General features: G+C 46.1%; 26 protein-coding genes. 13 read left to right on the top strand and 13 right to left on the bottom strand.

Annotated elements, in window-relative coordinates; genetic code table 11:
* Nucleotides 1–78: 78 nt before the first annotated feature.
* Complete coding sequence (yqfB, locus tag LRP50_RS12885; protein WP_274164871.1) at nt 79–402, top strand: N(4)-acetylcytidine aminohydrolase; 324 nt, start codon at nt 79–81, stop codon at nt 400–402.
* An 81-nt stretch (nt 403–483) separates the two neighbouring features.
* Here the strand turns inward: yqfB and LRP50_RS12890 are convergent, their stop codons facing one another.
* Together LRP50_RS12890 and LRP50_RS12895 are read right to left on the bottom strand one after the other, a co-directional pair.
* Nucleotides 484–1737, bottom strand: coding sequence for a cysteine desulfurase-like protein (locus tag LRP50_RS12890; protein ID WP_274164872.1), 1254 nt, complete (start codon nt 1735–1737; stop codon nt 484–486).
* A complete protein-coding gene (locus LRP50_RS12895; protein WP_274164873.1) occupies nt 1715–2350 on the bottom strand; it encodes a 2OG-Fe dioxygenase family protein in 636 nt (211 codons plus the stop codon). The genes LRP50_RS12890 and LRP50_RS12895 overlap by 23 nt, the downstream gene beginning before the upstream one ends.
* A gap of 298 nt (nt 2351–2648) precedes the next feature.
* Here LRP50_RS12895 and LRP50_RS12900 point away from each other — a divergent pair, with 298 nt between their 5' ends.
* Nucleotides 2649–3821 (top strand): GNAT family N-acetyltransferase, encoded by a 1173-nt coding sequence (locus LRP50_RS12900; RefSeq protein WP_274164874.1) that lies wholly within the window; start codon nt 2649–2651, stop codon nt 3819–3821.
* 58 nt (nt 3822–3879) lie between these two features.
* Here LRP50_RS12900 and LRP50_RS12905 read toward each other — a convergent pair whose 3' ends face one another.
* Nucleotides 3880–5406, bottom strand: a complete 1527-nt coding sequence (locus tag LRP50_RS12905) for a sensor domain-containing diguanylate cyclase (RefSeq protein ID WP_274164875.1) — start codon at nt 5404–5406, stop codon at nt 3880–3882.
* A 98-nt stretch (nt 5407–5504) separates the two neighbouring features.
* Here LRP50_RS12905 and LRP50_RS12910 point away from each other — a divergent pair, with 98 nt between their 5' ends.
* Entirely contained in the window at nt 5505–5753 is a 249-nt protein-coding gene (locus tag LRP50_RS12910) for a hypothetical protein (RefSeq protein ID WP_274164876.1), read from the top strand.
* Here LRP50_RS12910 and LRP50_RS12915 read toward each other — a convergent pair.
* On the bottom strand, nt 5739–6113 hold the full coding sequence (locus LRP50_RS12915; protein ID WP_274164877.1) for an NADH:ubiquinone oxidoreductase: 375 nt from the start codon (nt 6111–6113) through the stop codon (nt 5739–5741). The genes LRP50_RS12910 and LRP50_RS12915 overlap by 15 nt on opposite strands.
* 467 nt (nt 6114–6580) lie before the next feature.
* Between LRP50_RS12915 and LRP50_RS12920 the strand changes: the two genes are divergently transcribed.
* The gene (locus LRP50_RS12920; RefSeq protein ID WP_274164878.1) at nt 6581–7597 is read left to right on the top strand and encodes an ArsJ-associated glyceraldehyde-3-phosphate dehydrogenase; all 1017 of its coding nucleotides are present in this window, start codon (nt 6581–6583) and stop codon (nt 7595–7597) included.
* Between the two features lie 13 nt (nt 7598–7610).
* On the top strand, nt 7611–8849 hold the full coding sequence (gene arsJ, locus LRP50_RS12925) for an organoarsenical effux MFS transporter ArsJ (RefSeq protein ID WP_274164879.1): 1239 nt from the start codon (nt 7611–7613) through the stop codon (nt 8847–8849).
* Nucleotides 8850–8935: 86 nt separating this feature from the next.
* Here the strand turns inward: arsJ and LRP50_RS12930 are convergent, their stop codons facing one another.
* Nucleotides 8936–9283 carry a hypothetical protein gene (locus LRP50_RS12930; RefSeq protein WP_274164880.1) on the bottom strand — a complete coding sequence of 116 codons (348 nt, stop codon included), beginning with the start codon at nt 9281–9283 and terminating at the stop codon, nt 8936–8938.
* A 367-nt stretch (nt 9284–9650) separates the two neighbouring features.
* Between LRP50_RS12930 and LRP50_RS12935 the strand changes: the two genes are divergently transcribed.
* The 4 genes from LRP50_RS12935 (at nt 9651) to LRP50_RS12950 (ending at nt 13894) form a co-directional block, all read left to right on the top strand.
* On the top strand, nt 9651–9815 hold the full coding sequence (locus LRP50_RS12935) for a hypothetical protein (protein WP_274164881.1): 165 nt from the start codon (nt 9651–9653) through the stop codon (nt 9813–9815).
* Nucleotides 9816–10073: 258 nt separating this feature from the next.
* The gene (locus LRP50_RS12940; protein ID WP_274164882.1) at nt 10074–11921 is read left to right on the top strand and encodes a GGDEF domain-containing protein; all 1848 of its coding nucleotides are present in this window, start codon (nt 10074–10076) and stop codon (nt 11919–11921) included.
* 183 nt (nt 11922–12104) lie between these two features.
* Nucleotides 12105–13319, top strand: a complete 1215-nt coding sequence (locus LRP50_RS12945; protein WP_274164883.1) for a glycosyltransferase family 4 protein — start codon at nt 12105–12107, stop codon at nt 13317–13319.
* A 185-nt stretch (nt 13320–13504) separates the two neighbouring features.
* Nucleotides 13505–13894 carry a response regulator gene (locus LRP50_RS12950; RefSeq protein ID WP_274164884.1) on the top strand — a complete coding sequence of 130 codons (390 nt, stop codon included), beginning with the start codon at nt 13505–13507 and terminating at the stop codon, nt 13892–13894.
* A 46-nt stretch (nt 13895–13940) separates the two neighbouring features.
* Here the strand turns inward: LRP50_RS12950 and LRP50_RS12955 are convergent, their stop codons facing one another.
* The 3 genes from LRP50_RS12955 to LRP50_RS12965 all read right to left on the bottom strand — a co-directional run bounded on the left by LRP50_RS12955 (nt 13941) and on the right by LRP50_RS12965 (nt 16737).
* Entirely contained in the window at nt 13941–14672 is a 732-nt protein-coding gene (locus LRP50_RS12955) for a UTRA domain-containing protein (protein WP_274164885.1), read from the bottom strand.
* A gap of 83 nt (nt 14673–14755) precedes the next feature.
* On the bottom strand, nt 14756–15070 hold the full coding sequence (locus LRP50_RS12960) for a hypothetical protein (protein ID WP_274164886.1): 315 nt from the start codon (nt 15068–15070) through the stop codon (nt 14756–14758).
* Nucleotides 15071–15381: 311 nt separating this feature from the next.
* Nucleotides 15382–16737, bottom strand: coding sequence for a sigma 54-interacting transcriptional regulator (locus LRP50_RS12965; protein ID WP_274164887.1), 1356 nt, complete (start codon nt 16735–16737; stop codon nt 15382–15384).
* Between the two features lie 795 nt (nt 16738–17532).
* Between LRP50_RS12965 and LRP50_RS12970 the strand changes: the two genes are divergently transcribed.
* Nucleotides 17533–18132 carry a pentapeptide repeat-containing protein gene (locus LRP50_RS12970; protein ID WP_274164888.1) on the top strand — a complete coding sequence of 200 codons (600 nt, stop codon included), beginning with the start codon at nt 17533–17535 and terminating at the stop codon, nt 18130–18132.
* 2 nt (nt 18133–18134) lie between these two features.
* Here the strand turns inward: LRP50_RS12970 and pdxR are convergent, their stop codons facing one another.
* On the bottom strand, nt 18135–19634 hold the full coding sequence (gene pdxR / locus LRP50_RS12975; protein ID WP_274164889.1) for a MocR-like pyridoxine biosynthesis transcription factor PdxR: 1500 nt from the start codon (nt 19632–19634) through the stop codon (nt 18135–18137).
* A 127-nt stretch (nt 19635–19761) separates the two neighbouring features.
* On the opposite strand from pdxR, the gene LRP50_RS12980 reads away from it, so the two are divergent.
* Nucleotides 19762–20421, top strand: coding sequence for a pyridoxamine 5'-phosphate oxidase family protein (locus LRP50_RS12980; protein ID WP_274164890.1), 660 nt, complete (start codon nt 19762–19764; stop codon nt 20419–20421).
* A gap of 106 nt (nt 20422–20527) precedes the next feature.
* On the top strand, nt 20528–21418 hold the full coding sequence (locus tag LRP50_RS12985) for an aspartoacylase (RefSeq protein WP_274164891.1): 891 nt from the start codon (nt 20528–20530) through the stop codon (nt 21416–21418).
* A gap of 62 nt (nt 21419–21480) precedes the next feature.
* On the opposite strand, the gene LRP50_RS12990 is transcribed toward LRP50_RS12985, so the two are convergent.
* The 4 genes from LRP50_RS12990 to LRP50_RS13005 form a co-directional block, all read right to left on the bottom strand.
* Complete coding sequence (locus tag LRP50_RS12990; protein ID WP_274164892.1) at nt 21481–22005, bottom strand: gamma carbonic anhydrase family protein; 525 nt, start codon at nt 22003–22005, stop codon at nt 21481–21483.
* 83 nt (nt 22006–22088) lie between these two features.
* On the bottom strand, nt 22089–23021 hold the full coding sequence (gene kce / locus LRP50_RS12995) for a 3,5-dioxohexanoate:acetyl-CoA acetone transferase (RefSeq protein ID WP_274164893.1): 933 nt from the start codon (nt 23019–23021) through the stop codon (nt 22089–22091).
* A gap of 36 nt (nt 23022–23057) precedes the next feature.
* A complete protein-coding gene (locus LRP50_RS13000) occupies nt 23058–23846 on the bottom strand; it encodes an SDR family oxidoreductase (protein WP_274164894.1) in 789 nt (262 codons plus the stop codon).
* Nucleotides 23847–23980: 134 nt separating this feature from the next.
* A complete protein-coding gene (locus LRP50_RS13005; RefSeq protein WP_274164895.1) occupies nt 23981–25000 on the bottom strand; it encodes a LacI family DNA-binding transcriptional regulator in 1020 nt (339 codons plus the stop codon).
* A 358-nt stretch (nt 25001–25358) separates the two neighbouring features.
* Between LRP50_RS13005 and LRP50_RS13010 the strand changes: the two genes are divergently transcribed.
* Nucleotides 25359–26396, top strand: coding sequence for a TRAP transporter substrate-binding protein (locus LRP50_RS13010; protein ID WP_274164896.1), 1038 nt, complete (start codon nt 25359–25361; stop codon nt 26394–26396).
* Nucleotides 26397–26399 lie beyond the last annotated feature (3 nt).

Below are 26399 nucleotides of genomic sequence, written 5' to 3' on the forward strand. Positions count from 1 at the left end.
CTAAAATCCCAATGCAATCGCACCACTCTGTGCTTTAATGCGCTCCTATTGTCATCTCACTTATTTGAGGCAATCTCTGTGAGCCAAGCACCTACTAAAATCACGTTCTTTGAATGGCTGACGCCGCTTGTTGCGTCAGGTAAGAAAACCATCACGATCAGAGATGAATCTGAATCCCATTACGTTCCAGGCACACGCGTGGATGTTCATACGCTGGAGAAAGACGCATACGTCTGTCAGATTGACATCGTATCAGTCGAAAAAATTGGCTTTGATGACATCAACGAAGAACACGCAGCTCAAGAGTTCATTGCGCTGGATGAACTCAAGCCGCTGATCCGCGAGATCTACCCGAACGACGAAGATTTCTATGTGATCACCTATACGTTAGTCGGCGAATAAATCCCTATTGCCAAATAACGAAAGAACGCCGACCCAAAAGGTCGGCGAATCATCAACGAACGCATTACAACTTACTGGTTGTTAGGACTGTGTTGATAAAACCTCTTTTAGTGCATCGAAGAAAACATCGATCTCTTCTATCGTATTGTAATGCATCAAGCCCACACGCAAGATGCCGCCTTTCGCAGTCACACCAAACGCGTCAGTGAGTTTATCGGCGTAGAGATGACCGCTCCAAACATAGATTTGTCGCTTGCCTAGCGCTTCTGCAACCATCGTTGGGTCTATGTCACCGAATCTCAGAGCAAACGTCGCCGTGCGCCCTTTTACCTGTTCGACACCATACAACTGCACATTTTCCAGCCGCTGTAACTGCGCTAAGAAATAAGCGGATAACGTCATTTCATACTGATGAATGTTGTCATATCCCGAAGCCAATCGTTCACGAAGTGTTCCACCATCGCCCAGCGAGGCTAAATAATCCACAGCTGCAACAAATGCACTTAGCGCTTCAAAATTCAGTGTGCCGGTTTCCCAACAGTTTGGCGTAACGGTTGGCGCAGGCTCAACTTTATAAGGGGGAATTGACGAGAGCCACTCCTGCTTACCGTACAGAAAACCAAGATGTGGGCCATAGAATTTGTACGCAGAGCCTGCAAGAAAATCGACATCCAATGCGTGTACATCAACCAGTTGGTGCGGCAGTAAATGTACCGCATCCACAAATACTTTCGCGCCCACGTCGTGGCTCATTGCAATCACCGTTTCCAAATCAGTCATGGTGCCAGTGATATTGCTGGCAGCGGTCACAGCCACCAGCCGCGTTCGGCTATTCAGTAAGGCTGCCAACGCATCTAAATCTAACGCACTGGAATCATCGATTACGGGAAGATAATGCACCGTCACGCCTCGGTCTTGTGCTGCCATGACCCAGCTTGATCGGTTCGCACCATGATCAGCCACAGAGACAATCACTTCATCCCCGCTTTGCCACTCTTGGCTTAGTGCTCGGCTAAAAGAGAAGGTTACCGACGTCATGTTTGCGCCAAAGAAAATACCCTCTGTCGAAGAGGCCCCCACCAGCGCAGCCGCACTAGCACGAGCACGATCCACCAACGATACCGTTTCCTGACTGACGAGAAACTTGCCACCTAAATTTGAGTTTCCACTGCGAAGGTAATGTCCAAATGCATCAATCACCGAATCTGGAAGCTGAGTGCCACCAGGGCCATCTAGGTATACTGGCGACACGCCGTTAACGGTTCGTTTCAACGCGGGAAACATTGCCCGCAGCTGCTCTACATTGTCTTGATTAAGCGGTGAAAACGAAGACATCACGCACGCCCTCCTCGCCGGCTTCGCTCGACAGCGTTTCTGATATGTGGTGGTAGTATCGCTGATCATCGAGGATCACGAATTGATTAGGCTCGAGTACGGTATTGAGGTGTGGGTGTTGCTCAACGGGCGAGGTATAGATTTGAGTGAATCCACCCGCGATATTTTGGCGCTGAACACAGAAAATACCCACAAAACGAAATCCGTCTTGATGAATGCCCTCTGGCGCGGGGGCACTGGTGTCTTGCGCTGAGCAGGTCACTCGAATTTGGTGCACATCAATATCGCCACTGGCGTGATCCAAACCTGTTGCAGATGCGAACGAGCGCAATAGGTGAACAAATTCAGGAAGTGCCACCATGTCATCATCCATCGGTGCAAAGTGACGTTCAACATCCCCCACCACCCGATTAACATCTGAAGACTGCATAAATGATTGATGAGGTAAGCGTGTTATTTCGCCCCTGTCGTTTAACGTAAAGCGCGCGTAGCTTCTAAAGCGTACGTTACTGTCGACATACGGGTCTTCACTCAGTTTGGCAAAGTAAGGAAGTAACGTTGACGATACTTCTTCTGGTGTTTGGAAAGCTTCGATCAGAAATTTATTTTGCATCTTTCATTCCCTGTTAACCGTAGCAGAACCCAACCTGTTATCAGATTGTTAATGAAATCTTATGCCACACCAAAGACAAACATCAAGCCCAAAACACCAATAAAGACTGATAAACCAGTATTAAATATCACCACACTGTCAATCTGGCATATTGCATTGCTTTTGCTCCCGCCATCGGTATTTTGTACCTCGCTGGGGTATATACCCCTCAATTCTGTGGGTTGTTATTTAACCAAGGCTCAATCAAGATGCGAGTAGGAAATGCTGACGGTTTAAAGCGAAGGACACGAAAAACGGAATGAGTAAGCAGCAAAACGAAACAGACGAATTAACATGCCACGTAGTCTCTTCTATCACAGCGATTGCAGAGGACGAATGGAATGCGCTTCTACCGGATGATTATCCGTTTGCTCGTTATGCATTTTTTACCACCCTAGAAAAGAGTGAAGTCATTGGTCGAAAAAGCGGTTGGCTACCTCAGTATCTAGCGGTTTACCATCGAAACCACCTTGTTGGCGCAATGCCTTGCTTCTTGAAAACTCACCCTTATGGCGAATATGTGTTTGATTGGTCGTGGGCTGAAGCTTATGAAGATGCGGGTATTGAATACTACCCAAAGTTGGTCTGTGCGATTCCGTTTACTCCTGCTTCCGGTGAGCGTCTTTTTGTTTCACCAACACATGACCAACGTGCAGTGAGAGCCTACCTGCTCGGTGGCATGCGCTCTCTCGCCAATCAGTTGGGCTGTTCAGGCACTCACATATTATTCCCGACCGAAACGTCACTCTCTTCAATAACCCATTACGGGTATATGGAACGGCGTGCCGTTCAGTTTCATTGGTTCAATCGAGGTTACGAAACGTTCGACAATTTTCTCGCCACGTTGACATCACGCCGAAGGAAGAATATTCGTAAGGAACGCAAGAGTATTTCGGTGCAAAACGTTAACGTTGAGATACGTGAAGGTGATGATATTTGTCCATCAGATTGGCAAACCTTCTACCGTTTTTATCAGCGAACATATTTGAAACGTTCGGGGCACACTGGCTATCTAAATCAGGCGTTTTTTGAGCAATTGGGTGCCTCTTTAACAGACAACCTTGTATTAGCTCTGGCATTTATTGACGATGAACCGGTTGCTGGCGCACTGTATTTCAAATCGACACACACTCTTTATGGGCGCTACTGGGGATGTCTAGCAGAATACGAAAATCTTCATTTCGAGCTTTGCTACTACCAAGGTATCGAATACTGCATTAAGCATGGTCTTCACCGTTTCGATGCGGGTGCTCAGGGTGAACACAAACTTATGCGTGGGTTTGAACCCATACTCACCTACTCAGCCCACCACTTAGAACACCAAGGCTTTCATCAAGCGATCGGCGACTACTTACAGCGAGAACATCACCTTATTCAGCAATACCTAGAAGATGCCAAGGCACACCTGCCATATCGAATGGAATCACAATAACCTCGCTATTCTCGAACTTTGCAACGCGCCACAACACATCCTGGCTATCCCAAATGGGCTAGTTGACCAATTTGGGCCGCCGCAATGATCTGAAATGTTGCTGTCGGTTTCGCCCTTGCGCTTTTGCAGCGTACAGCGCTTTATCCGCTTCTTTGAACAAGGTTTCCACGGAGCCTGAAGCACGATTGGGCGACATAGAAGCGATGCCAATGCTCATTGTGATCCGGCAATCCCACGAATATGGCAATTTAGAGAAGCTCATACACACACGGTCCGCGAGACACTCTGCTTCTTCTGCGCTCAATTCTGGACAGACAACCATGAATTCATCGCCTCCCCATCGGCCAATATGATCCACCTTGCGAAAGACATTGCGGAGGTGATCTGCTGTCATTACCAACCCTTCATCACCGGCTGTGTGACCTTCACTGTCATTTAGCTCTTTAAAATGATCAATATCGATGAGTAACACTGAAAGGTTTCGCCCATATCGCTTGGCACGTTTCACTTCGACACCAAACAACTGCTCCATCGAGCGGCGATTTCGCAGATTCGTTAAAAGGTCGTATTGAGACTCTTTTTCAAGTTTCTTGTGATGTGATAAGTCGCGAACTATCGCAATATTTCGATGCGTTTTATTGTGCTGAAAAGACGCAATCGTCACGGATAGAGGCATGGTGTCACCCGACTTTGACAGCCCTGTCACTTCAGTTGATGAGTTTGACATTCGCCTCATTCGAACAGCCTCTGAAAAATCTTCTCGATATTTTACATGAGCTTCGCGTAAAGATTCGTCCATCAAGCTTTCAATTTCCATTCCCATTAGCTCTTTCTCGTTGTAACCAAAAATTGTTGTTACAGCATGGTTCGTTCGCAAGATACGGCCTTGATCGTCTACGTATATGCACCCATCTGGAGATGAGTTAAAAATTGCATCTGTCTCTTGTAACCGATAGAAAAAACGCCGAGCGATAATAGAAACCGAAAGTGCTAGAGCAAGGATCACGACCAAAGGGAATGATGAAGACACATAAAGCCAGAACTGATTTTTCTGATTACTTTCATTAATTGAGGTGTATTTCAAAGAGACTTTTGTTTCTAAGTCCGCACGAAGACGTGTCAGTGCTTTTCGAGATTCGTTGTCATCAACCTTAACGAGTTTGTCCACTTCAACGGCAGGTTCATACTTATACTCCACATAGATTAGGTTCAGCATTTGAAAGTACTCATTCAATGTGCTTTGGACAACAATGAGATCTTTCATGTGGGTTTCAGACAGATCAGCAAGAAACAAATTCAACAAGGCATCATTGGCCTTCCAATAGCTCTCAGTCGCCTCAATGTAGTAGTAGTCCGTTCTTCTCAAAACATAATTTTTAAAATGATGAATAAAACCTAAATAGCCAAATGCGCGCTCTAGCGCCGCCAGCTCGAGTGCCACATTCACCTGTTCTTGTGACTCTATGTGCCAATCTTCATTTAGCTTTTCAATGTAGTCAGTCTGCTTAACGGTATAGCCCAACGAAATCGTCAGCATGGATATGCACAAAGCAAAGAGAGTGAGATTTAGGTTTCTCTTCGACATGCTTCCTCGAAAATTTATTTTATTTATTAGTACTATGTATTGTAGTAAAGAGACCGAGGGTGCAGTGTGTTACACCAAATTCTGTGAGTCCTACGTCAATGCAACTCGACAAACCCGGTGATGGATGTTTAGGAAAGCGAAAAGAAGATCAAACAACAGAAATAGAACGGGAAATTGATACGGCTATCAAACACGTAACATGGTTACGCAGAAACATCGTTACGCAGAAACAGTTAACCGGCAGCAGAAGAGTGTGGTTTAAGGTTGAAAACAAAAAAGGTGGCATAGCCACCTTCTGTTTTCATCGAAACGGTTTTATAGATTTACCAGCATTAGCCTTCGTTTGATTGCAGTTTCGCCTTCACTGCGTCAATTCGCTTGCCCATGTATTCTCTGTACTTGAAGTAGCCATACGTGGCGACCAAAGAGAAGAACAAGTATGACAATGCAAAAATAAAAGGCGATGTGAGCAATTCTCTTTCAACACTCCACATAACACCAAATACGGTGATGCCCATCTTGACGGCGAAACCCGAAATAAGCATGAGAAGAGCAAGTTGCGGGTATTTCGTATGGCGAAAACTCAACCAATAACAACAGCCTACCGCCAATGTGGCTAGTGAGAACCCCACCATGTACGAGTGGAAATGATCACCAGCAAGGATGCCGCCGACAACCGATAGAAAAATAACCACAAAAAAGGCCATCTCAACTCCTACAACCATAAAGAATGAACATACTGAGCAACTTTTGCTCGCTGATGCGTATTTTTGCACACTTTGTAGACAGTTGCTAAAACATAAAATGTTACATGTCAGCTACATTTCTTTACCAATTCATACCTTTGTATACAATGAAACATCTATTTTTCTTTGGGTTAGCATCAAAATTCCGAGTTAATAATTTGTTGTCTTGTTACCACTGGAAACATATTGTTACGAATTAAATTATTTTTTTGCGACTCAGCGAGTGTTACCGTTCTGCATACGCTACTTTTTGTTCGACTCAAGCTCTGGATTTCGCCACACAGTCCTTCAGTTTTCCGGGTTTTCGCACTCTTCTATTTACTGTCAACGAAGTTTCACTTTACATATGTTATTTCGTATATATGATTTTCCGCATATTAGTTTTTCATCGCATTCCGTTTTCACGGAGAGATAAGTAAGGATCAAGAATGACAATCAAAATCGGCATCAATGGATTTGGAAGAATGGGCCGCCTCACGTTTCGAGCTGCATTTGATCAAAGCGACGTAGAATTTGTTGCGATCAATGACCCAGAGGGCGATGCTGCAACACTTGCTCACCTTGCCAATTTCGACTCTGTTCATGGCCGCTGGCATCACGAAGCACACGCTGACGGAAACCAAATCACCGTCAATGATACCGTGATCACATGCAGCCAAAACCGCGCCATTGAAGATACTGATTGGTCGGGTTGCGACATCGTTATCGAAGCATCAGGCAAAATGAAAACCAAATCATTGCTAGACGCTTACCTCGCACAAGGCGTAAAACGCGTGGTTGTGACTGCACCTGTCAAAGAAGATGGCGTACTTAACGTTGTCATGGGCGTTAACCACGAAGACTACGACCCTGAAAACCACCCCATTGTGACCGCAGCATCTTGTACAACAAACTGCTTGGCGCCTGTCGTTAAGGTCATCCATGAACAATTGGGGATTGTGCATGGTTCAATGACAACCATCCACGACATTACCAACACACAAACCATCATCGATGCGCCACATAAAGACCTTCGTCGTGCTCGCGCCTGTGGAAGTTCACTGATTCCAACCACAACGGGGTCTGCAACTGCTATTACGCATATTTTCCCTGAGCTTAAAGGCAAGCTTAACGGTCATGCTGTGCGCGTTCCATTAACCAACGCGTCGTTGACTGACTGTGTTTTTGAAGTCAGCCGCTCCACAACCGAGCAAGAAGTTAACCAGATGCTCAAAGAAGCTGCTGACGGCGCTCTCAAAGGGATCATGGGATATGAAGAACGTCCATTGGTGTCGATCGACTACCGAACCGACCCTCGCTCTGGAATCATAGACGCCCTATCCACCATGGTGATTAACGGCACTCAGGTTAAGCTCTACGTCTGGTATGACAATGAGTGGGGTTATGCAAACCGTACCGCCGAACTCGCACTCATGGTTGGTCGCAAAGACAAAGCGACACAGTAGGAGATAACAATTCATGGCATTGGCGTCTCTTTCGTCAGAACTGAAACAATACCTGATTGTTACTGGCAACTACTGGGCATTCACGCTCACTGATGGTGCCTTAAGAATGCTGGTTGTCCTTCACTTTCATAGTTTGGGATACAGCCCGCTTGATATCGCGTTACTGTTTTTGTTTTACGAACTGTTTGGTGTCGTCACCAATCTCGTGGGTGGGTGGCTAGGTGCACATATCGGCTTGAATCGCACCATGAACATCGGATTGGGCCTGCAAATCTTAGCGCTGGGCATGCTATTGGTGCCGACTACATTGCTGTCTGTAGGATGGGTCATGGCCGCACAAGCAGTGTCAGGTATCGCTAAAGACCTCAATAAAATGAGTGCTAAGAGTGCGGTCAAAACACTTGTTCCTGCCAATGCAGAAGGCAAACTCTATCAATGGGTCGCGGTGCTGACAGGGTCAAAGAATGCGCTCAAAGGCGCGGGGTTTTTCCTGGGTGGTGCGTTACTTTCGCTGTTCGGCTTTCAAGGTGCGGTTGGGCTGATGGCTGCCATGTTGACCATTGTGTGGATAAGCAGTTTGTTTTTCTTACATGCCGATATTGGGCAAGCAAAGAACAAACCCAAATTCACGCAACTGTTCTCAAAGAGTGCACCAATCAATGTGCTGTCTGCTGCGCGTATGTGCTTGTTTGGCGCCCGAGATGTTTGGTTTGTCGTTGCACTTCCCGTGTTCCTTGCAAGTCAATTAGGTTGGAACCATTGGTACGTCGGCGGATTTCTCGCATGCTGGGTGATTGGCTATGGCATAGTGCAAGGGTTCGCGCCTAGTATCACGGGTAAAGCATCGGGTAAGGTTCCCGATGGGCGCGTGGCCATGATATGGGCAGGAATGTTAACCGTGATACCGGCGCTCATTGCATTGGCGCTGGCTAATGGTATAGCGCCAATATTTAGCGTCGTGATTGGATTACTAGTTTTCGGCGGGATATTCGCAGTCAATTCGTCTCTTCACAGCTATCTCATTGTGAGTTATGCACGAGAAGACGGGGTATCACTCGACGTCGGGTTTTACTACATGGCGAATGCCATGGGCCGTCTACTTGGGACACTGCTATCAGGGTGGATATACCAAGAACATGGCCTAGTCGCGTGTTTGTGGGCTTCCAGCATTCTGCTCGCCATTGCCTGTACTGTCTCTTACTGGTTACCCACTGGTAGCCAGAATGTGTCGAGCTCTTCGTCGCGTTTGTGATTTTTTAACTTACCTGGCACAGTACAGACACAAAAATGCCGAGCAAAATACTCGGCATTTTTTCATCTATAGACCAATGCTATTGGCTATGCCACAGGGCACAATTCCGCGCATTCGCGCTGCTTTTCCAAATAAGCGTTATTCAGTGCGCTGACTTCAACAACAGGCCCTAGCATTTTGACGCGCATTAATGCGCCATGTGAACCCGAGATTTCTGCAACATGCCCCTCTGAGTAGTCACTCTCGTAGGAAAATGTCTCAATGGCTAAATGCAGCAAGTTGAAATCTTGTCTGCGGACAGAAAGGTAAGAACGCCACATCAGAGCATCAAAAACTTCTGAAGTGCTATAGGCTCTAATGACAAAACGCCACCCTCTGTCTGCCCCATAAAAATCTAACGGGAAGAACTTTCTGATTCGTTTTTTAGTTTTCAATGTTGTATCTCTTTTCCATGTGAAAACCGAGGTGTACAAGGTTTGAGTATAGAGGGAGATCGTAGGGATGCCATGAAATCATCGGAAATAAATTGTTGTTTTCATTACAGTCTATACTTTCAATTTTACAGATCTGGGTCTATCGGCTCAGCATAACCTGCTAACACGAAGGCTCGACCGTTCCCATGAGTTTTATAGCCTAATCTTGCCTTGAAGCCACCTCGACGTTGCCTATCACACCGATCAAACCGATTGCTTCATCCATCACAGAGCACTGGCACTCGTCGGGAGGGTATACTCGATGAGGTATACACGATAATCTGATGTCACTCGAAATGATTGGCGAACTTTGGGGCGAGAATATTACATGAAATTAAAGATTTTCCGATGGGTTATTGTCGTCGTACTGGTTTTTGGCGCATTTATTCTTGGTGTCGAGTTTCAAAAATTCACCTACTTAGATGCTTGTCTCGACATGGGTGAAGAAAGCCAAGTAGGTAGTCATCGTATCTGTGTCTTGCAAGAACAATAATCCTAACCAAAATCGAACGTTAACGTCTTGAGGTGACTCTCGAACAAAACTTTCACAAGGTCGCTATCATGACGCTACGGTTCAACGCAATGAGGCTTTTTCATTAAAGATAACTCTTTGAATGTCCCTTCATTTTGATGGATAATGATAAAATGCTCAATTGATACTATAAACAGCAGATCAATTTAAACTGAGTTGGGCACCTTTTGAGGTAAACTATCAAAAAGACAGTGTTCTGTTCATCACAATGAGTCGTGCATGCAAAATCCTTTTTCAACATTGCGCCAAAGTATCCAGTCAAAAATTACTGCAATAGTCCTTGGATTAAGCCTTACATTCGCTGTCGTTTCTATTTCCGTGCAACTTCACCTCAATTATACCGGTATCCATTCATTAACGGTCACTGCACTAGAAAACAGAGCAAAAGACACCTTGTCGACCATTCGCTACTCTCTGAAAAAACAAGATACGTCTTTGCTTTTTCATCAATTGCTTAGCCTTGCTGATATGCCCTATGTGTCAAATGTCTACTTCGTCACAAGCAATGGTGAAGAGTTTTGGGCAGACAATGTGACCCGAGTAGACCAAGAAGGTCAGAATAAAGAACACACAATATCAATAGCGGAGGATGGCGTCGGCGAGCTCAATATCTATTTAGCACTTGATACAATCGAAAACGATGCCTTCAATCATGCCTTGCCTTCTGCGCTGATCTACCTCGTCGAAGCGTTAGCTATCGCATTGTTACTGCTGATCACGCTGAGAAAAACATACATAAAACCAGTTAAAGCTCTCGTTAATAGTATCGACAAAATTGATCTATACCGTGTCAACAAGTTCGCGATCCCAAAAACGCTAACACGCCATGAAGATGAAATTGGTCAATTAGCAAGATCTGTGCAAGAGCTTTACATGCGTATTCGCGCCGATGCTATCGAAAAACGCCTGAGTGAACGCACATTGAAACAACATAAGTCGCTGTTGTTAGAAGAAGTCAACGCGCGCACTCAAACTGTCGAGTGGCAAAATCTCGCCAATAAATTGCTAGCCGATTTATCACTAAGGCTCTTAAAAGGCCACAAAACCAATATCGAACATGATGTTCGCTGCAGCATGCCGAGATTGGCGGAGCTATTCGGATCTGACCATATTTTCTGGTTGTCGTTTGAACAAGACATGATTAGCTATCGCGCTTCGTTTCCAGAAGACAGCCATCAGCCAACCATCGACTTCAGCAACATGTATAAAGTGAAGCGATGGTTGATGGAAGCGCAAAGTGTCGCCGTGGTCGACATTGAAAACCTCAGTGACAACGCGTTGGCTGAGCGTGATTTCCTTGAAGATGTCGGCATCCACAGCTTGGCTATGTTCCCCCTCACTGATGGTCGAAAGAGCTTTGGGCTGCTCGCCGCGACCAACAATCACACCTCACTTGATTGGAACGAGAATAAAAGTCTGCTTCTAACACGTTTTGCCACCATGCTCAGTGAACTGACCATTCGCGAGCGTGACCACTTCGCAATGACTGAGCTACAAGAAGAACTCATCATGGCTAATGAAAGACTGCGGGTGGAAGCAGAAACCGATGAACTGACGAACTTACTAAACCGTCGCCCTTTTAGTCGTCAGTTAAGTGCTGCCTTATACAACGCTGTAGATGACGCATCCAGTGTGGCGGTGATGATGATCGATATCGACCACTTTAAAGCATACAACGACATCTACGGCCACCTGCAAGGTGATAACGTTTTGTCTCGTGTTGCACACGCAATGAGCCGAGTAGCTAAAACGTGGAATGCGCCCATTGCTAGGTTCGGCGGCGAAGAGTTTTCCGTTTTAATACCCAACTGTGAGTTGGACAAAGCGCAAAAAATTGCGTGGCAATTGTGCCAAACCGTCAGAGATCTGTGTATCTCACACCAAGGCAGCGTAAACAGCGGGATTATCACTATCAGTATTGGCGGTGTCACTTGTGAACCACATGGTAGGACCAAGCCTAATGAGCTTTTAGAATCTGCTGATCAGAGTTTGTACAGAGCCAAACATGCGGGTCGAAATCGGGCTGTCATGCAGCCTTACCTTGCTTTAGACAAAGAGCACCTTTAGCCCATTTTAATACTCATTTGTACCGACGCCCTGCACTCTTAACGTCGGTACGCCTCTCTGTTTAACGTCAGCACGCCTAATTTCAGCCATTTTTTTCGCTTTTGTCTCTGAATTCAGAAAAGTAGCCTTGCGCAACCATGCGACTATGTATAGACCATTTTCGTTTGTGAAAGAGTCACTGAAATGTTAGTTCAACCTTCACCTATTCATATCTGCCACATCGTGAACTCCATGGCCGACGAGATGCAGAATGATCAGGTATTCTCTAACATTCGTCAGTTTCGACAACCCGAATTTGAACACACTTTAATCGTACTTAAGCGATCGAAAATATTATCTACCAAACACTTACCCGCAAACGTCTCTTGTTTAGAATTAAACGTCGGAGACTCGCACCTCCGCCAATATCTAGAGTGCAGAAATGCACTCATTGCCCTTAAACCTCATGTTTGTATGACCTATGGCAGCAAGCTCTATCCAATGCAGTGGGTAGCAAAAAGGCTGAATGTACCAGTAAAACTGCATGTTCATCGTCAGGAAGAAAAACCGCGTAATGCGCTCAGTGTGTGGTTTCATGAATGGATGCATCGCACGCTCTCACACTCATCTGACTTCGTGGTCGCCCCCTCAGACATGGCGCATGCATGGCTAAATCAAAATGCAAAGATCCCCAGCGCCAAGATCAAGTTGATCCGCCATGGAATCGACAGCCAAAAGTTATGCCCGCCATTGCGCGCTGTTGAAAGCTCAATCACCGATAACCTTATTGGCAGCGTTGCTGTTCCATCACATCGTTTAGCTATTGGTTTAAACGTCTCCGGACTAAGCAAGCAAGTTATTGTCGATTTTTTTGATGAGTATTTTGCTGCGTGCTTACGATCTCCCATGTTTGTGCAACAGACGTTGCTGATTGTGGTGGGTAACACGCCGCACCTAAGCAAGCTACAACATGAGCTCGACAATCGAGGAGTCACTGAAAAACAGGTCAGTTTCACCGGCCATTTAAACAACCTCTCTCTCTTTTACAAGCATATTGACATCTACGTTTACCTGCAGCCAAAGGAGCAGCACGTATCCTTGCTTGAAGCCATGTCTATGGGCTTACCCATTGCGTCCACTCGCCTGCCCCATCAATCTCCAACCAATAAAAAAGGCCACCCTGTTTATTGGTCAACAAATGCAGATAATGACCCGCTACGAGACCAACTTTTAGAATTGTTTTTGAAAAGCAATAAACGTTTGATGTTAGGTCGAGCTTCACGGCGCTATGTTCAAGATAAGCATCATCCAGAAGTGTATGAATCCCAATATCGAGATCTGTTTCAACGCAACGAATCACCAAACACGCCTAAAGTTACTGTCAACGTTTTTAGGCAAACTCATTCTTCGCAGAATTAATCACTAGTCCTAGCAAGCACTCACCGTGCAGAGCCTTAAAATCCGCCTATTCCGCTAACAACAATGGATAATATCTCACCGTATAGTACCGTTTTCTTGACAAAATCATCGTCAACACAACTCGATGTTACTGAGCTTTAGACTATATTTTATTCAGGCAGCTGAATTTAAGGTAATTCTCATCAATGAAAATTCTGGTCGTGGATGACATGACATCCATCAGGCATGTCATGCTAAATTTGCTCAGAAGTATCAATTATTTTGATCTAGAGGAAGCGACCAATGGTTGGCAGGCTTTGCAAATGGTCAAAAAGAATCGCTATGATCTGCTGATCACTGATTTAAATATGCCTAAAATGGATGGACGAGAGTTGCTCAAAGAAGTTCGAGCAGACCCGACACTCAAACACACTCCCGTACTGGTTGTTTCTAGCGAGCAAGATAAAGAACGCGTTAAAGAACTCATACAAAATGGCGTCAATGGGTTCGTCATAAAACCCTTTAACGCAGCGACGCTACAAAAGCAGATCCAACGGATAGAACGTCAAATAAAGTTAAAGTCGGGCGATAAATAAGCGTTATATCACGTCATCATGCAGGGAGTCGCCTGATGCCACTTCTCTATGATAGCGATGTGAATTCAATCGCCATATCCAACGTCACTGCATTATGACGCCAATGCTCTACCACGTATTCTTGCGCGACACCTGTTTCGTCAACATTCACTTTAGAAATACGCAAAGCGGGCGCGCCCATTGTCGCTTTTATCTTGCTTGCAATATCATCGTCAAAGGTCGAAGAACGCACCGAGTATTTGCAGGATGTGGTAATTAGCTGCCAATGTTCACGATAGAGCGAGGATAAATCTCCATCCAATGGGTGCTGAAGTAGGTTGGGAAACCGATCCGCTCGCACATAGTGCTGGGCATACATCACCGCTTTACCATCGAGGTAGTGAATACGCCCAAACGCGTAGACTTCCGTAAAGGGGGGAAGAGATAGATATTGCGTGCTTTCTTTATTACCCATCACACTCTCAGCAACGTCCAACTCAGTACGAGAAGAGCGCCCCTGAGCTTGAGCTACCGATGAAAATGCAAAAGGTACGGACAAGTCGAGACGAAGTGCACGATGAGCAATAAACCAACCACGCCTGTCTTCGCGATAAATCAAACCATCTGCTTCAAGCAGCGAAAGTGATTCTCTCAAGGTAACTCGGGTAGTTTTGAAAGATTCAGACAGTTTTCTTTCAGAAGGAAGCTTTGCTCCAGCCGCTAACTGACCGCTTTGAATTTGCTCTTTGATGGCATTCTTGATTTTGATGTATTGCAAGGTCGTGATTTCGCTCAACAATTAACAATCGTTTTAGCATACCGCAGGTACAGAGAGAATACAGCTTAGAGAAACACGATAGGTGGACGTTCGAAGGAAGTTTTTTAGCTCTCACGAACGCCAGTAAGCCTGATTATGTCCATACGCTCTAGCTCTTGAAGCAAACGTCGAGCGTATTGAGCTTCGCAAACAGACAAAGCAGACAATGCTGCTCCAAGAGGGAGGTTCTTTTCTATCAGAGACAAGAAGACGCTAGTTGCACTATCACATATCATCACATCATCCGTGTTAGGGCTAAATAGAACAAGCTGATCGCCAGATTCATAGCTACACACATCAAGTGAAAAATTTTCAGAAAGAGATACATCGACTTCAGCTTTCAGAACCAAATTGCTATCCACTAATTCAGCCACTCTCATCCTGCTACTCCATATCGCTATCGCCAAAACGCCACAAACAAAGGAAACATCAACAAGCGAGGGTTGTGGAAACACCGCTTGTTGCTACAACAAGTTTTCATCAAGAAGAAGTAGGCAGGTTAATTCAATTTACGTTGACGTTATTCGTGCCAGAGACAATCAACGACACATACATCAACCGCTACAATTAACCCATACCTATATTCACTGTATATGCTCCTCAAAGAAGCCAAAGCAAAAGGAACGCCTATTTCACCTTCAGTCTCACTATTGAATCAAGCCACGATAACCAACTTATGGCACAGCGTTGGTTAGCGCTGCAGCGCATATTTATCAATCAAGGTGTATAAAGTCGGACGAGAGACTCCTAACAAGTTTGCAGTTTGAGACATATTTCCTTCCGCTCTAGCCAGAGCACGCGTGACTGCTTGGCGCTCTGCTTCCTCTCTTACCTGGCGGATGTTCAGTGGTAAGCCTGAATCCTTCTTGTGTTCTTTTGTTAGCGCCAAGTCGGATGCTGTAATGTGGTTTCCATCGGCCATAATCACGGCAGACTTAATCTTGTTTTGAAGCTCCCTAACATTCCCAGGCCATACATGAGCCTGCAAGGCTTCCAAGGCATCTTCAGTAAAGCCTGAAACATTACGATTCATCGACTGATTAAACTGAAGCAAGAAGGTCTTGGCGAGCAATAGAATGTCATCGCTGCGCTCTCTTAAGGGGGGAATGGAAATTGCCACTTCGCCAACGATGTTTAACAAATCATCTCGAAAGCGCTTTTCCGAACTCTTTTGCCTCAAATCCTGATGTGTCGCGCAAACAATTTTCACATCGACAGGAATGGCATGCCTACCTGAAACACGGTCCACGAGCCTACTTTGCAAGAATCGTAAAATCTTGCCTTGAATGTGCAGTGGCATGTCGCCAATTTCATCCAAAAACAAGGTTCCACCATGTGCAGATTCGATTTTACCCAGCTTCACTCGATGAACACCGGAGGTGTCATTTTCAACACCAAATAATTCGTTTTCGAGCAATGCTTCTGGAATAGACGCACAGTTAATCGTGATAAACGGTTTCTCACTTCGAGAACTACGATCATGAACTGCTCTAGCAAGCAGACCTTTTCCCGTCCCACTTTCACCAATGATAAGAGTGTTGATATCCGTTAACGACACACGGTCAACCATTCGTAGCAACTGCATCATCTGTGGGCTTCCACCCACAATAGAATCTTGCCGACGCTCAAAACTCTTAAGACGATAAACTTCTTGTTCCAACTTAGCGACATGACGGGCACGGCGCATAAGCAGCCTTAAGTATTCATCACTAAATGGCCGCTCTATCACATCAAATGCGCCAGCTTCTAAAGCAAGCACAGCATCGCTGTCTTTGTCATTTTCTACCACAACCAAGATTTTCGTGCGCGGCGCATAAGACAGCATCTCTTTTATCAAAGACAAGGTATTTGCGTCACACCGCCCAATCAAAACAACTGCGGTCAAAAACTGCTGCAAAGATGCAGATACACCCAAAGAGTTCGCAGTGAGTAAAGAGCCTTCGCCTTCCAGCGCTTGGCTATATTTTCTTTGTGTTTCTGGGTCATCCTCTACAATTAGCAGCGCTTCATGTAACTGAGAAGCCAAACCCTGATGAGTATCGACCATGGTTCTCCCCCTTTATGGGTATTAACACCTTATGTGTGAAAGGCCTCAGGCCAAGCGTGAGTGCATTGCAAGCAGTCACATTCGGAAGCAACACGGAAGCCGTGTTTATTGCCTTTTTGGCGCATCAAACCCATTGGAGTAAATCTGGCTAAGGAATCAAACTACACACTACTTTCCACTCGCCTTGAGTTATTATTTTGATTACCCCATTGGTTTTATTAAAGTCACAGGTGTTATGTCGTTATAGCTAAAAACGATATACATCGAAAAAGTAACAACAGAGAGTGCCGGAAATCTATTTTGATACAAGACCACATTTCTGACTCTCTCAGCGAGATAATCAAGAGCATATAGACGGAGAAAAATTGCCTACAATAATATGCAATAAGATGCAATTATTGCGTTGCGTTCAATTATGTACCCAGCCTCTTCAATCACACGAATACCCAGAAAGAATCTTTTGCTTTCTCCTGACAATTCTGTTCCGCGAAAGGTATCCAACCCTCGTCAAGACCAACACCAGAACAGTCAAGCGCAATAGCAGACCACGCCTAGACCTATTCATATCCGCATGATTTCTAACCGCTCATAGTCACTCTAGCAGCACGGATTAACGTCGCGTTGCGCAATATTTAGAATTACGTTTAATTCTTATTTTCTAGGCACATTCTTTGATCTTGAATGGCGATCTGCACAGCAAATTCTTTACGAAGTTTGCAGGAACTCCTCTGTATAATCGCACCATTATCCGTCCTTAATTGGTCGGGATACGCCATTACAAACAACGAGAGCACCATGAATAAACCGCAAAGCCACTCTGAGTACTATGATCAGACTTTCGATCGAATTGATTTAACAGGAGAAAACCTCGAATCTATTGAATTCGAAGAGTGTGAATTTCGAGACTGTCAGTTCTCTGAATCAAAATTTAGACAGTGCAAATTCATCAACTGCACCTTCATTCGATGCAATCTGAGCTTAATGAAAGTCCCCTTTGCCCGCTTTTCAGAGGTGTCTTTCATTGAGTGTAAGCTCGTAGGCATTGACTGGAGCTTGGCTGATTGGCCGAATTATCGCGCTGATGCCGACATGTCTTTTCGCCAGTGCATCATGAACGACAATTCGTTTTTTGGGTTAACCTTGAAAGGACTGATTCTCAAAGAGTGCAAACTTCACGACGCGGATTTTAGAGAAGGTGATTTCAGCGATGCGTCAATGACCTACTGTGATTTCACTCATAGCGTGTTTATGCGTACCAACTTACAAAACGCAGATTTTACGGAGTCCACCAACCTGTTTCTTAGTGTTCTTGATAACAATCTCACCGCCGCCAAATTTTCTCGCTATGAAGCGCTTGGCTTGTTAGAAGCGCTGGGTATCGAATTGGTTGACTAAACCTACTGGCAAGAAAAACACTCTGCCAATTTCTTCACGCCTTGGCGGATATCATCCAGCGAACTGTTGCCAAACCCTGCTACCAAGGTTCGCTGCATCCACTCGGGCATGTCACTCACTGAGTCGGCATCGCAGTAAAACAGCAATGTGCGGATCGTTACCCCCTTTTCTTCTAACAACGCTTTGGCTTCTAGCGCGGTTAATCCACCTTGCCAACGAAATGTAACATGCAACCCCGCCGCTTGGCTGATCACTTCCACTTCGTCGCCAAAATGTTGATGTAAGGCTTCGACAAATACCCGCTGTTTTTCTTGATACAAGGTCCGCATTTTTCGGATATGCCGAAGGTAATCCCCTTCCGCGATAAACTCCGCCAAGACTTCTTCAATGTGCATGGCAGTGTCGCCGCCGATAGCGTCTTTTACGCTCAAGCATTTCTCGACGAGAGACTCTGGCACCACCATGTAGCCGACACGGATCGCAGGCAGCAGTGTTTTACTGAACGTGCCGATATAAATGACGTTGGCGGCTTCACCTTGAAACTTGGCCGCTAAACCTTGAAGTGAAGGATAGGGACGATTCGCGAATTGGAATTCACTGTCGTAATCATCTTCGATGATCCACCTTGCTTGCTCTCCTTGGGTTTTCTGCGTTGCCCACTCAATGCATCGCATCCTGTCATTGGTGTTTAAACTTGTTCCCATGGGGTATTGATTACTTGGCGTCAGGTACACCGCCTTGCCATCAAACTTATCGAGCAATGAAATATCTGCCCCTGTTATCGCATCAACAGGCATGTAGGACACATCAATGTTGCTGCGATCAAGCACCTTGCGCATTTGCGCGTAACCGGGGTTTTCCATCATCACCTTCTCACCCGCATCAAGAATGGCGTTAATGGCGATATACAACGCCTGTTGCGCACCCACGGTAATGATGATGCGCTGCGGCGACGCATCCACTGAGCGGCTAAATGACAGGTAGTCACTCAGTGCTTGGCGAAGCGCAAGATTGCCCTGAATGTCATTCTGCCCACCAAGGTGCGCGCGTTGAAAATGACATTGCAGCGATCTTGCCCACTTCTTGTAGGGAAATTGCGCAAGATCGGGCACTCCGGGCGCGAAAGGTCGGTTTCTAACATGCGCATCAAAAGGCGGTCGCTTTTCTTCCCTATCAGCAACAACGCATTTAGTTTCCGGTGAGCGCTGGCGCTCGCTGTTGATATTTGTATGCAAATACTGATCAGGCATTGCCCATTGAATGAAATACCCTGCGCCACGTCGGCTCTCAATGTAGCCTTCCGCTTTCAATTGCTCATACACGGCAGTCACCGTGTTTCGGCTCACGCGCAGTTCTTCCGCCAACAAGCGCGTCGCAGGTAAACGTCCGTTCGTCGGCCACAGGCCATTCAAAATCTTGTCTTGAACCGCAAGGTACAAGGCACTTTGCTTGGACGTATTGCTCGCATCTAAGCGTAAATCACCGATATCAATGGGTTGCATCTCACCTCGCCTCAAATTGGATCTATTGAGTTATTCAAACTGGCTCTATTTAAGGTGCCAGTTTATCCGTAAATTGCAAGTCAACGGACAAACAAACGCAAAACAGCGCCAAAAGAAGGGAAAGGTTATGACAGTAGGAACAACAGAAAGAACACGCGTAAGAAAAGGCGCTCACAAAGCCGTGAAAGACCAAGAGGCGCTTTACAGCATCATTGACGAATCCAAACTCGCGCACGTCGCGTTCAATGACAAACGCGGCCCTACTGTCATCCCTATGCTTGCATGGCGTATCGGCAACAACATCTATATTCATGGCGCGAAAAACAGCCAAATGCTGAAGCACCTTAAAAATGGTGAGCCATGCAGCATGACGTTCTCAATTTTGGATGCATGGGTATTGGCACGTTCTGCCTTTCATCACAGTGCGCATTATCGCTGCGCCATGGCTTTTGGCCGCTTTTCTGTGGTGGATGACAACGGCGAAAAATCCATCGCACTGGATGCGTTTCTTGAGCAAATCGCCCCAGGGCGAAGCAAAGAAGCGCGCCCCGGCAACGAGAAAGAACTCACCGCCACAGAAATGCTGGTGATGCCGCTGGATGAAACCTCGGTAAAAATTGGACGTCATGGCGTAAACGATGATCTGGCAGACATGGACATTGATGTGTGGGCAGGTATTTTGCCATTTCGCACTGTTGTCGGGCCGTTGGAACCAACGTCTGACAACAAAATTACCGACGTACCAGACTACTCAAGTGCGTACAAAGACCGTTGGCATGACGAGTAACCATACGATTATTGAATGATTATGCACTCCTCAAGTATGTCGAAGCGCTTGGGGATTGCTCATCTCCCTGATATATTGAATTTTCGTCTATCAGGAGAGGACAAGGATGAGCACATTCAATCGGGTAGCCATTGTCGGCGGTACCCACGGCAACGAATTCAGCGGTATTTATCTTCTTAAAAAGTGGCAGGCTTCCCCTGCGCTTATTCGCCGCGCCAGCTTTGAAACGGAAACACTCTTTGCTAACCCTAATGGCTTTCGCGATAACAAACGTTATCTTGATTGCGATCTCAACCGACAGTTCCTTCCTGCCGATCTCGCGAACATGGCATTAAGCAATTACGAGCAAAGCCGTGCCAAAGTGATCAACGCTCAGCTTGGCCCAAAAGGCAATGCCCGTACTGATTTGGTTATCGACCTGCACAACACCACCAGCAACATGGGCCCGACCATCATTTTGCTGAAAGCAGATGCGTTTAACACCCAGCTAGCCGCGTATGTGTCTGCCCGTATGGCCAACGCCGTGATTCTGTTTGAAGACCATTGTTCGGTCGAAGAGCATTACTTCCTCTGCTCAATCGCAGACCAAGGCATCATCGTAGAAATCGGCCCGCAATCTCAATCTGTGGTTCGACAAGATGTGCTGGATTGGATGGACGAAATGACCGCCCACATTCTGGATTTTGTCGAGTTGTTCAACAAGAACGAAGTGCCTGAACTGCCAGCCACCGTTTCTGCCTACCGCTACGAAGAGACGCTCAAATTACCTGAAAGTGAAGAGGGTGAACGCCTTGGTATGGTACATAAGAATGTACAAGATGCTGACTTCACCGTACTGCGTAACGGCGACCCTATCTTCACCCTGTTTGACGGCACCGAAGTTTGCTGGGAAGGCGATTACGATGCTTACCCGCATTTCATTAATGAAGCCGCGTATTACGACAACAACCTTGCTATGTCGCTCGGTAAGAAAGTCGAGATTGATGTGATTCGTTAATTATTTACGGATTCGAATTAGATAAGAAAGCGCCGTTCACACGGCGCTTTTATGTTGTCACTTTACTGTTGAATTTTAAGCCCTTCCCGAAAACGAATACCATTTTCCACATAGTGTTTTGCAGACTCGTATAAGCCCTCTTTCTCTGCGTCTGAAAGCTGTCGTTTCACTTTTCCTGGAGAGCCAATCACGAGTGAACCGTCGGGAACATTCATTCCCTCAGGTATCAGCGCGTTCGCGCCAATTAAACAATTCCGACCGATTGATGCACCATTTAAGACAACGGTATTAATACCAATGAGACTGCCATCACCGATGGTACAACCATGAATCACGGCTTTATGGCCTATAGTCACGTTGCAACCAATGTGGAGCGGATAGCCGGGATCGGCGTGTAAAACGGCACCATCTTGGACATTGGTTCTCATGCCAACCACAACTGGGCTAGTGTCTGCTCGTACAACAGCATGGAACCATACACTGACAGACTCGCCTAAAGTGACGGAGCCAATCACATCTGCGCTTTCTGCAATAAAACAGTTTTCTGGATCATAGTGAACTTGGGCTTCATCCAGCTGATATATCATGATTATGTTCCTTTCATTTCAGATTACGCGTCATGTGCTTGGATCCGGTGTATTTTGCGTCTAAAAGCATGCTTATCGCTGAACTAGAACGCGACGTTATTCGCCCCTTTCAGCGCCAACATCTTTCTTGCTTCTTCTGGCGTCGCGATGTCGAGCGAAAGCCCGCTAAGCACTTGCCGAATCATCGATACCTGAGTGGCATTTGACTCGGCCATACGACCGGGGCCAGCCCAAAGAGAATCCTCTAGTCCTACCCTCACATTAGCCCCCATGGATGCACCCATAGTGGCGAGCGAGATCTGACTACGCCCCGCACCCAGAATTGACCAATGATATTCATCACCAAACAACCGATCAGCGGTCCTTTTCATGTGCATCAGATCTTCCGGATGTCCGCCAATCCCGCCTAACAGCCCAAAGACTGTCTGAACAAAGAAAGGGGGTTTTACGAGTCCACGGTCGACAAAGTGCGCCAAGTTATAGAGGTGAGAAGTGTCATAACATTCAAATTCGAACCTTGTGCCATTATTGCCGCAAGTTTCCAATATGTACTCAATGTCGGAAAAGGTGTTTTTAAACACCAAGTCACGGCTGTTCTCTAGGTGTGCTTTCTCCCACTCATGATTGAAATCTTTAAACCGCTTCAACATCGGGTACAAACCAAAATTCATTGATCCCATGTTTAGCGAAGCCAATTCAGGCTGAAATTTCAGTGCGGGTTGTAATCGCTCCTGAACCGTCATGTGGGGGCTGCCGCCCGTTGTAATGTTAATGACCGCGTTGGTACTTTCTTTGATGTGTGGTAGAAACTTTTCAAACTCTGCGGGTTCTTGAGTCGGTCGCCCATCAATGGGGTCTCTGGCATGCAGGTGAAGCACTGCCGCACCCGCTTCCGCTGCTTCAATGGCAGATTTCGCAATGTCCTCTGCCGTCACGGGTAAATGAGGTGACATAGAGGGCGTATGAATTGCACCTGTCACCGCACAAGTGATGATTACTTTGTTCGATTTAGCCATATTATTTCTCACTAGGTTGGGAACACGATTCACGCGCTACAGCGATTCAACATTTCCACACACGCTGATAGATTGTCCAGATATGTTGCCCCCAGCAGGCATACACAGAAACAGCGCCATGTCAGCGATGTCCTCTGCTGACACCATTCGCCTTAGTGAAATTTGATCTAAGCTCTGCTGCCTAGTTTCTTCATAACTCGTTCCAGTAAGCTCAGCACGGGCGCGAATCACTCCCTCGATACGTGGACCTTCGACGATGCCAGGCAAGATACTGTTTACCCGAATGCCATCAGGCCCCAACTCTTTGGCTAAACTCGCGGTCAGCCCAACTATTCCCCATTTCGCAGCGGCGTAGGGAGTGCGGTTGGCAAAGCCAAAACGGCCGGCTTGAGACGAGATATTAATGATCACACCATCACCTTGTTGTTTAAGGATTGGTGCCGCTAACCGTGTACAGAGGTACTGACTGTTTAAGTTGATGTTGATCGTCTGATTCCACTGTTCTTCATCAATGTCTTCTATTGCCGCTGTTGGCCCTGCGATACCGGCGTTATTGATCAGCACATCAAGACCACCAAGATGGTGGATAGCGTCATTAAATAGCTGTTTAATTTGAGATGAGTCACTGACATCACAACGCGTCACCCCAAATTCTGGGCGCTCTTTCTGAACACGCACAAGCGCTTCTTCAGAAATGTCACAGACATGCACCTTGGCACCACTGTCAGAAAAACGTTCCGCCATGGCTCTTCCAATGCCAGAGGCACCAGCCGTGATCAAAACCCTTAGCCCCGGTTTTAACGTAAACCGCTCCTGAACTTTCATGATTTACTCCTTGTGTGGCGTCACTGTTTTTCATGACAATCACGCCGGTTTAATCGCTTTCACGAAAAGGTAATCGTTTACCCTATTCGTTTAAAAAAAACGGCGCAGAATGACGCCGAATTTTTCTTTTGGTATTAAACCGAAGTTCTTTGTGTAACAGAAAATGGCAAAATCGTTTCCATTTCCTGTGAGCCTGATTCATTACCCCAAGTGCGTTCGAACGCACTCACGACTGCAGCACCAAAACTGTCATAGGGTGCATGAATGGTACTCAACCAAGGCGCTAACCATTGATTAAGGGGATTGTCATCAAATCCGAATAGCGCGATATCTTTAGGTATCTGTAGGCCCAGATCTTGGCAGCGTCGATAAGTCCCGTAGGCAATCGGATCGTTTCCGCAAAATATTGCTCTTGGAAAAGACTTGTCTGAGCCTGTCAGCAAAGATGAAGCGGCAGAGTAACCTGATTCAATGGTGAGCTTCGCTTCGCGTACCCATTCTGGTCGTATTTGAATCCCTTCTTGCGATAGCCTATCAACGTAGCCTTGATAGCGATCCTGCTGCGCTGGCGAGTGCAATGGTCCATGAATCGCGGCACATTCAGTGTACCCTTGATTGATAAACTGCTCGGCGACACAGGCTCCAGCCGCATAGTTGTCTATTCCTACAAAGGGAGCCATCAAACCTTTCGGCGCTTTACGGTTAATAAAGACAACAGGAAATCCGCTGTTTACCATTTTTTCAAGTTCAGGACTGGGCACAGCCCCGAGTAAGGCCACCCCACTGACCAATAGCGAGCGCATCTCTGTTAAATAGAGATCTTGTGTGTCTGCGTCTTCATCTGAGTTACACAGAATCATCGAGTAACCTTTTTGGCGAAGTGCTGACTCGACGGATGTAGCTACCGCAGCGTAAAACGCATTATTCGCGTCTGGTATCACCATCGCGATTAAATGGGACTTGTTGCGGCGCAGTGCTCTACCTACGCCAGAAGGCTGGTAATTCAGTTCTGCAATCGCAGCTTTTACTTTACGCACAGTGTCGGGCGAGGCTTTTTTCGCCACGCCATTAATTATCCTCGACACGGTGGCAACAGACACACCGGCAAGGTTTGCAACATCTGTGATTTTCGCTTTTTTGGCCTTGTCTGCCACTCTATTTTCCTATCTCTAATTGTGCCGATTATCCACTCACATCTACCAGTATTGTGAAAGTCAGGTGAACACATGAAGGGTAATCGATTTACCTAAAATAGTGGCTATGACGTACATCTTTGTCAAGCAACATAACATACATTCAGCACCTGAATGTCGCAATTCAATTCTTTTAAATAAAATATATTTGTTAAATAACAATTATTTAAGTTAATAAAATTACAGAATGGCTGACGTTGTCTCAGCACAACTACAATTGCAATGTTGACAAATTGTTAATCAATCAGCAGACTTTTAGGTAATCGTTTACCCTGTTTTTATTTCCATAATGTAACGCTAAAACGTTTGGAGAAAACGCATGAAGAAACTATTGATGAAAAGCATGGTTGCTGTTTCTGCGATTGCTGTACTAGCAAGTGGAGCCGCGTCTGCCAAAGAGTTAGATGTTCACTTGAGTATCCCTAAAGACCTCGTTTTTTTAAGTGACAGTACAAAACTCATGGATAAAACGTTGAGAGATATGTCGGGTGGGAAAATGGGTTTTAAACTCTATGGTGCAGGTGAACTCGTTCCTGCAGGAGAGATCCTTGAAAGCGTCGGCTCAGGCGCAATTCCAGCAGGTTGGACATTCCTCGGTCAATGGGGTGGACAAGTTCCGGTCGCTAAAATTGCTGCAACCCCATTTGGCGCTGACCCAAGTGTTTTAGCTTCATGGCTACACCTTGGTGGCGGCCTTGAAATCATCCAACGTGGTTTTGATAAGCTGAATGTCAAAGTACTCGCATGCCACGTGACAAACCCAGAGCCAGGCGGTTGGTTTAATAAAGAAATCAATTCCATCAAAGATTTTAACGGGTTGAAAATGCGTATGGCCGGTGTCGGTGCCCGCGTACTGAATGAACTCGGTGCCTCTGCACAGTATTTACCTGCTGGCGAAATCTATCTGGCATTGGAACGCGGACGTATCGACGCGACCGAGTTTTCCCTCCCAATCATTGATAAGCAACTGGGCTTTAATAAAATTGCCAAGTTTTACTACTACCCAGGTTGGCATCAGCCAGCCAGTGTCGACACGTTACTGATCAACATGGATGTGTGGAAAAGCTACTCCAAACAGGAGCAAGCAATGATGGAAGCTGCGTGTCAGACCAGCCTAATGTGGACGCTGAACGCAGCACCTCCGGCACAAACACCTCAAATCGAAGCGTTTGAGGCGACGGGAACTGTTGTAAAACGATTCCCTGATCCGGTATTGGCGGAACTCCGCACGGTTGCAGAAGCAGTGTTGGAAGAAGAAGCGGCAAAAGACGCACTGTATGGCGAAGCCTATCAGTCGATGAAAGCCTACGCTTCTGCAGCGGACCGCTGGAACTCGCTTCAATCAATCCCTAAATAAAGC

Source organism: Enterovibrio gelatinilyticus (assembly GCF_028683095.1).
GTDB classification, from domain to species: domain Bacteria; phylum Pseudomonadota; class Gammaproteobacteria; order Enterobacterales; family Vibrionaceae; genus Enterovibrio; species Enterovibrio gelatinilyticus.

Excerpts from the sequence above, each read along its gene's own strand:
- LRP50_RS12920 (WP_274164878.1), top strand. The coding sequence starts at position 6,581 with ATGACAATCAAAATCGGCATCAATGGATTTGGAAGAATGGGCCGCCTC.
- pdxR (WP_274164889.1), bottom strand. The coding sequence starts at position 19,634 with ATGCAACCCATTGATATCGGTGATTTACGCTTAGATGCGAGCAATACG.
- LRP50_RS12895 (WP_274164873.1), bottom strand. The coding sequence starts at position 2,350 with ATGCAAAATAAATTTCTGATCGAAGCTTTCCAAACACCAGAAGAAGTA.
- LRP50_RS12950 (WP_274164884.1), top strand. The coding sequence starts at position 13,505 with ATGAAAATTCTGGTCGTGGATGACATGACATCCATCAGGCATGTCATG.
- LRP50_RS13010 (WP_274164896.1), top strand. The coding sequence starts at position 25,359 with ATGAAGAAACTATTGATGAAAAGCATGGTTGCTGTTTCTGCGATTGCT.
- LRP50_RS12940 (WP_274164882.1), top strand. The coding sequence starts at position 10,074 with ATGCAAAATCCTTTTTCAACATTGCGCCAAAGTATCCAGTCAAAAATT.
- LRP50_RS12945 (WP_274164883.1), top strand. The coding sequence starts at position 12,105 with ATGTTAGTTCAACCTTCACCTATTCATATCTGCCACATCGTGAACTCC.
- LRP50_RS12900 (WP_274164874.1), top strand. The coding sequence starts at position 2,649 with ATGAGTAAGCAGCAAAACGAAACAGACGAATTAACATGCCACGTAGTC.
- LRP50_RS12985 (WP_274164891.1), top strand. The coding sequence starts at position 20,528 with ATGAGCACATTCAATCGGGTAGCCATTGTCGGCGGTACCCACGGCAAC.
- LRP50_RS12890 (WP_274164872.1), bottom strand. The coding sequence starts at position 1,737 with ATGTCTTCGTTTTCACCGCTTAATCAAGACAATGTAGAGCAGCTGCGG.
- LRP50_RS12960 (WP_274164886.1), bottom strand. The coding sequence starts at position 15,070 with ATGAGAGTGGCTGAATTAGTGGATAGCAATTTGGTTCTGAAAGCTGAA.
- LRP50_RS12965 (WP_274164887.1), bottom strand. The coding sequence starts at position 16,737 with ATGGTCGATACTCATCAGGGTTTGGCTTCTCAGTTACATGAAGCGCTG.
- kce (WP_274164893.1), bottom strand. The coding sequence starts at position 23,021 with ATGGCTAAATCGAACAAAGTAATCATCACTTGTGCGGTGACAGGTGCA.
- LRP50_RS12990 (WP_274164892.1), bottom strand. The coding sequence starts at position 22,005 with ATGATATATCAGCTGGATGAAGCCCAAGTTCACTATGATCCAGAAAAC.
- LRP50_RS13000 (WP_274164894.1), bottom strand. The coding sequence starts at position 23,846 with ATGAAAGTTCAGGAGCGGTTTACGTTAAAACCGGGGCTAAGGGTTTTG.
- LRP50_RS12915 (WP_274164877.1), bottom strand. The coding sequence starts at position 6,113 with ATGGCCTTTTTTGTGGTTATTTTTCTATCGGTTGTCGGCGGCATCCTT.
- LRP50_RS12905 (WP_274164875.1), bottom strand. The coding sequence starts at position 5,406 with ATGTCGAAGAGAAACCTAAATCTCACTCTCTTTGCTTTGTGCATATCC.
- LRP50_RS12970 (WP_274164888.1), top strand. The coding sequence starts at position 17,533 with ATGAATAAACCGCAAAGCCACTCTGAGTACTATGATCAGACTTTCGAT.
- LRP50_RS12980 (WP_274164890.1), top strand. The coding sequence starts at position 19,762 with ATGACAGTAGGAACAACAGAAAGAACACGCGTAAGAAAAGGCGCTCAC.
- LRP50_RS12910 (WP_274164876.1), top strand. The coding sequence starts at position 5,505 with ATGCAACTCGACAAACCCGGTGATGGATGTTTAGGAAAGCGAAAAGAA.
- LRP50_RS12935 (WP_274164881.1), top strand. The coding sequence starts at position 9,651 with ATGAAATTAAAGATTTTCCGATGGGTTATTGTCGTCGTACTGGTTTTT.
- arsJ (WP_274164879.1), top strand. The coding sequence starts at position 7,611 with ATGGCATTGGCGTCTCTTTCGTCAGAACTGAAACAATACCTGATTGTT.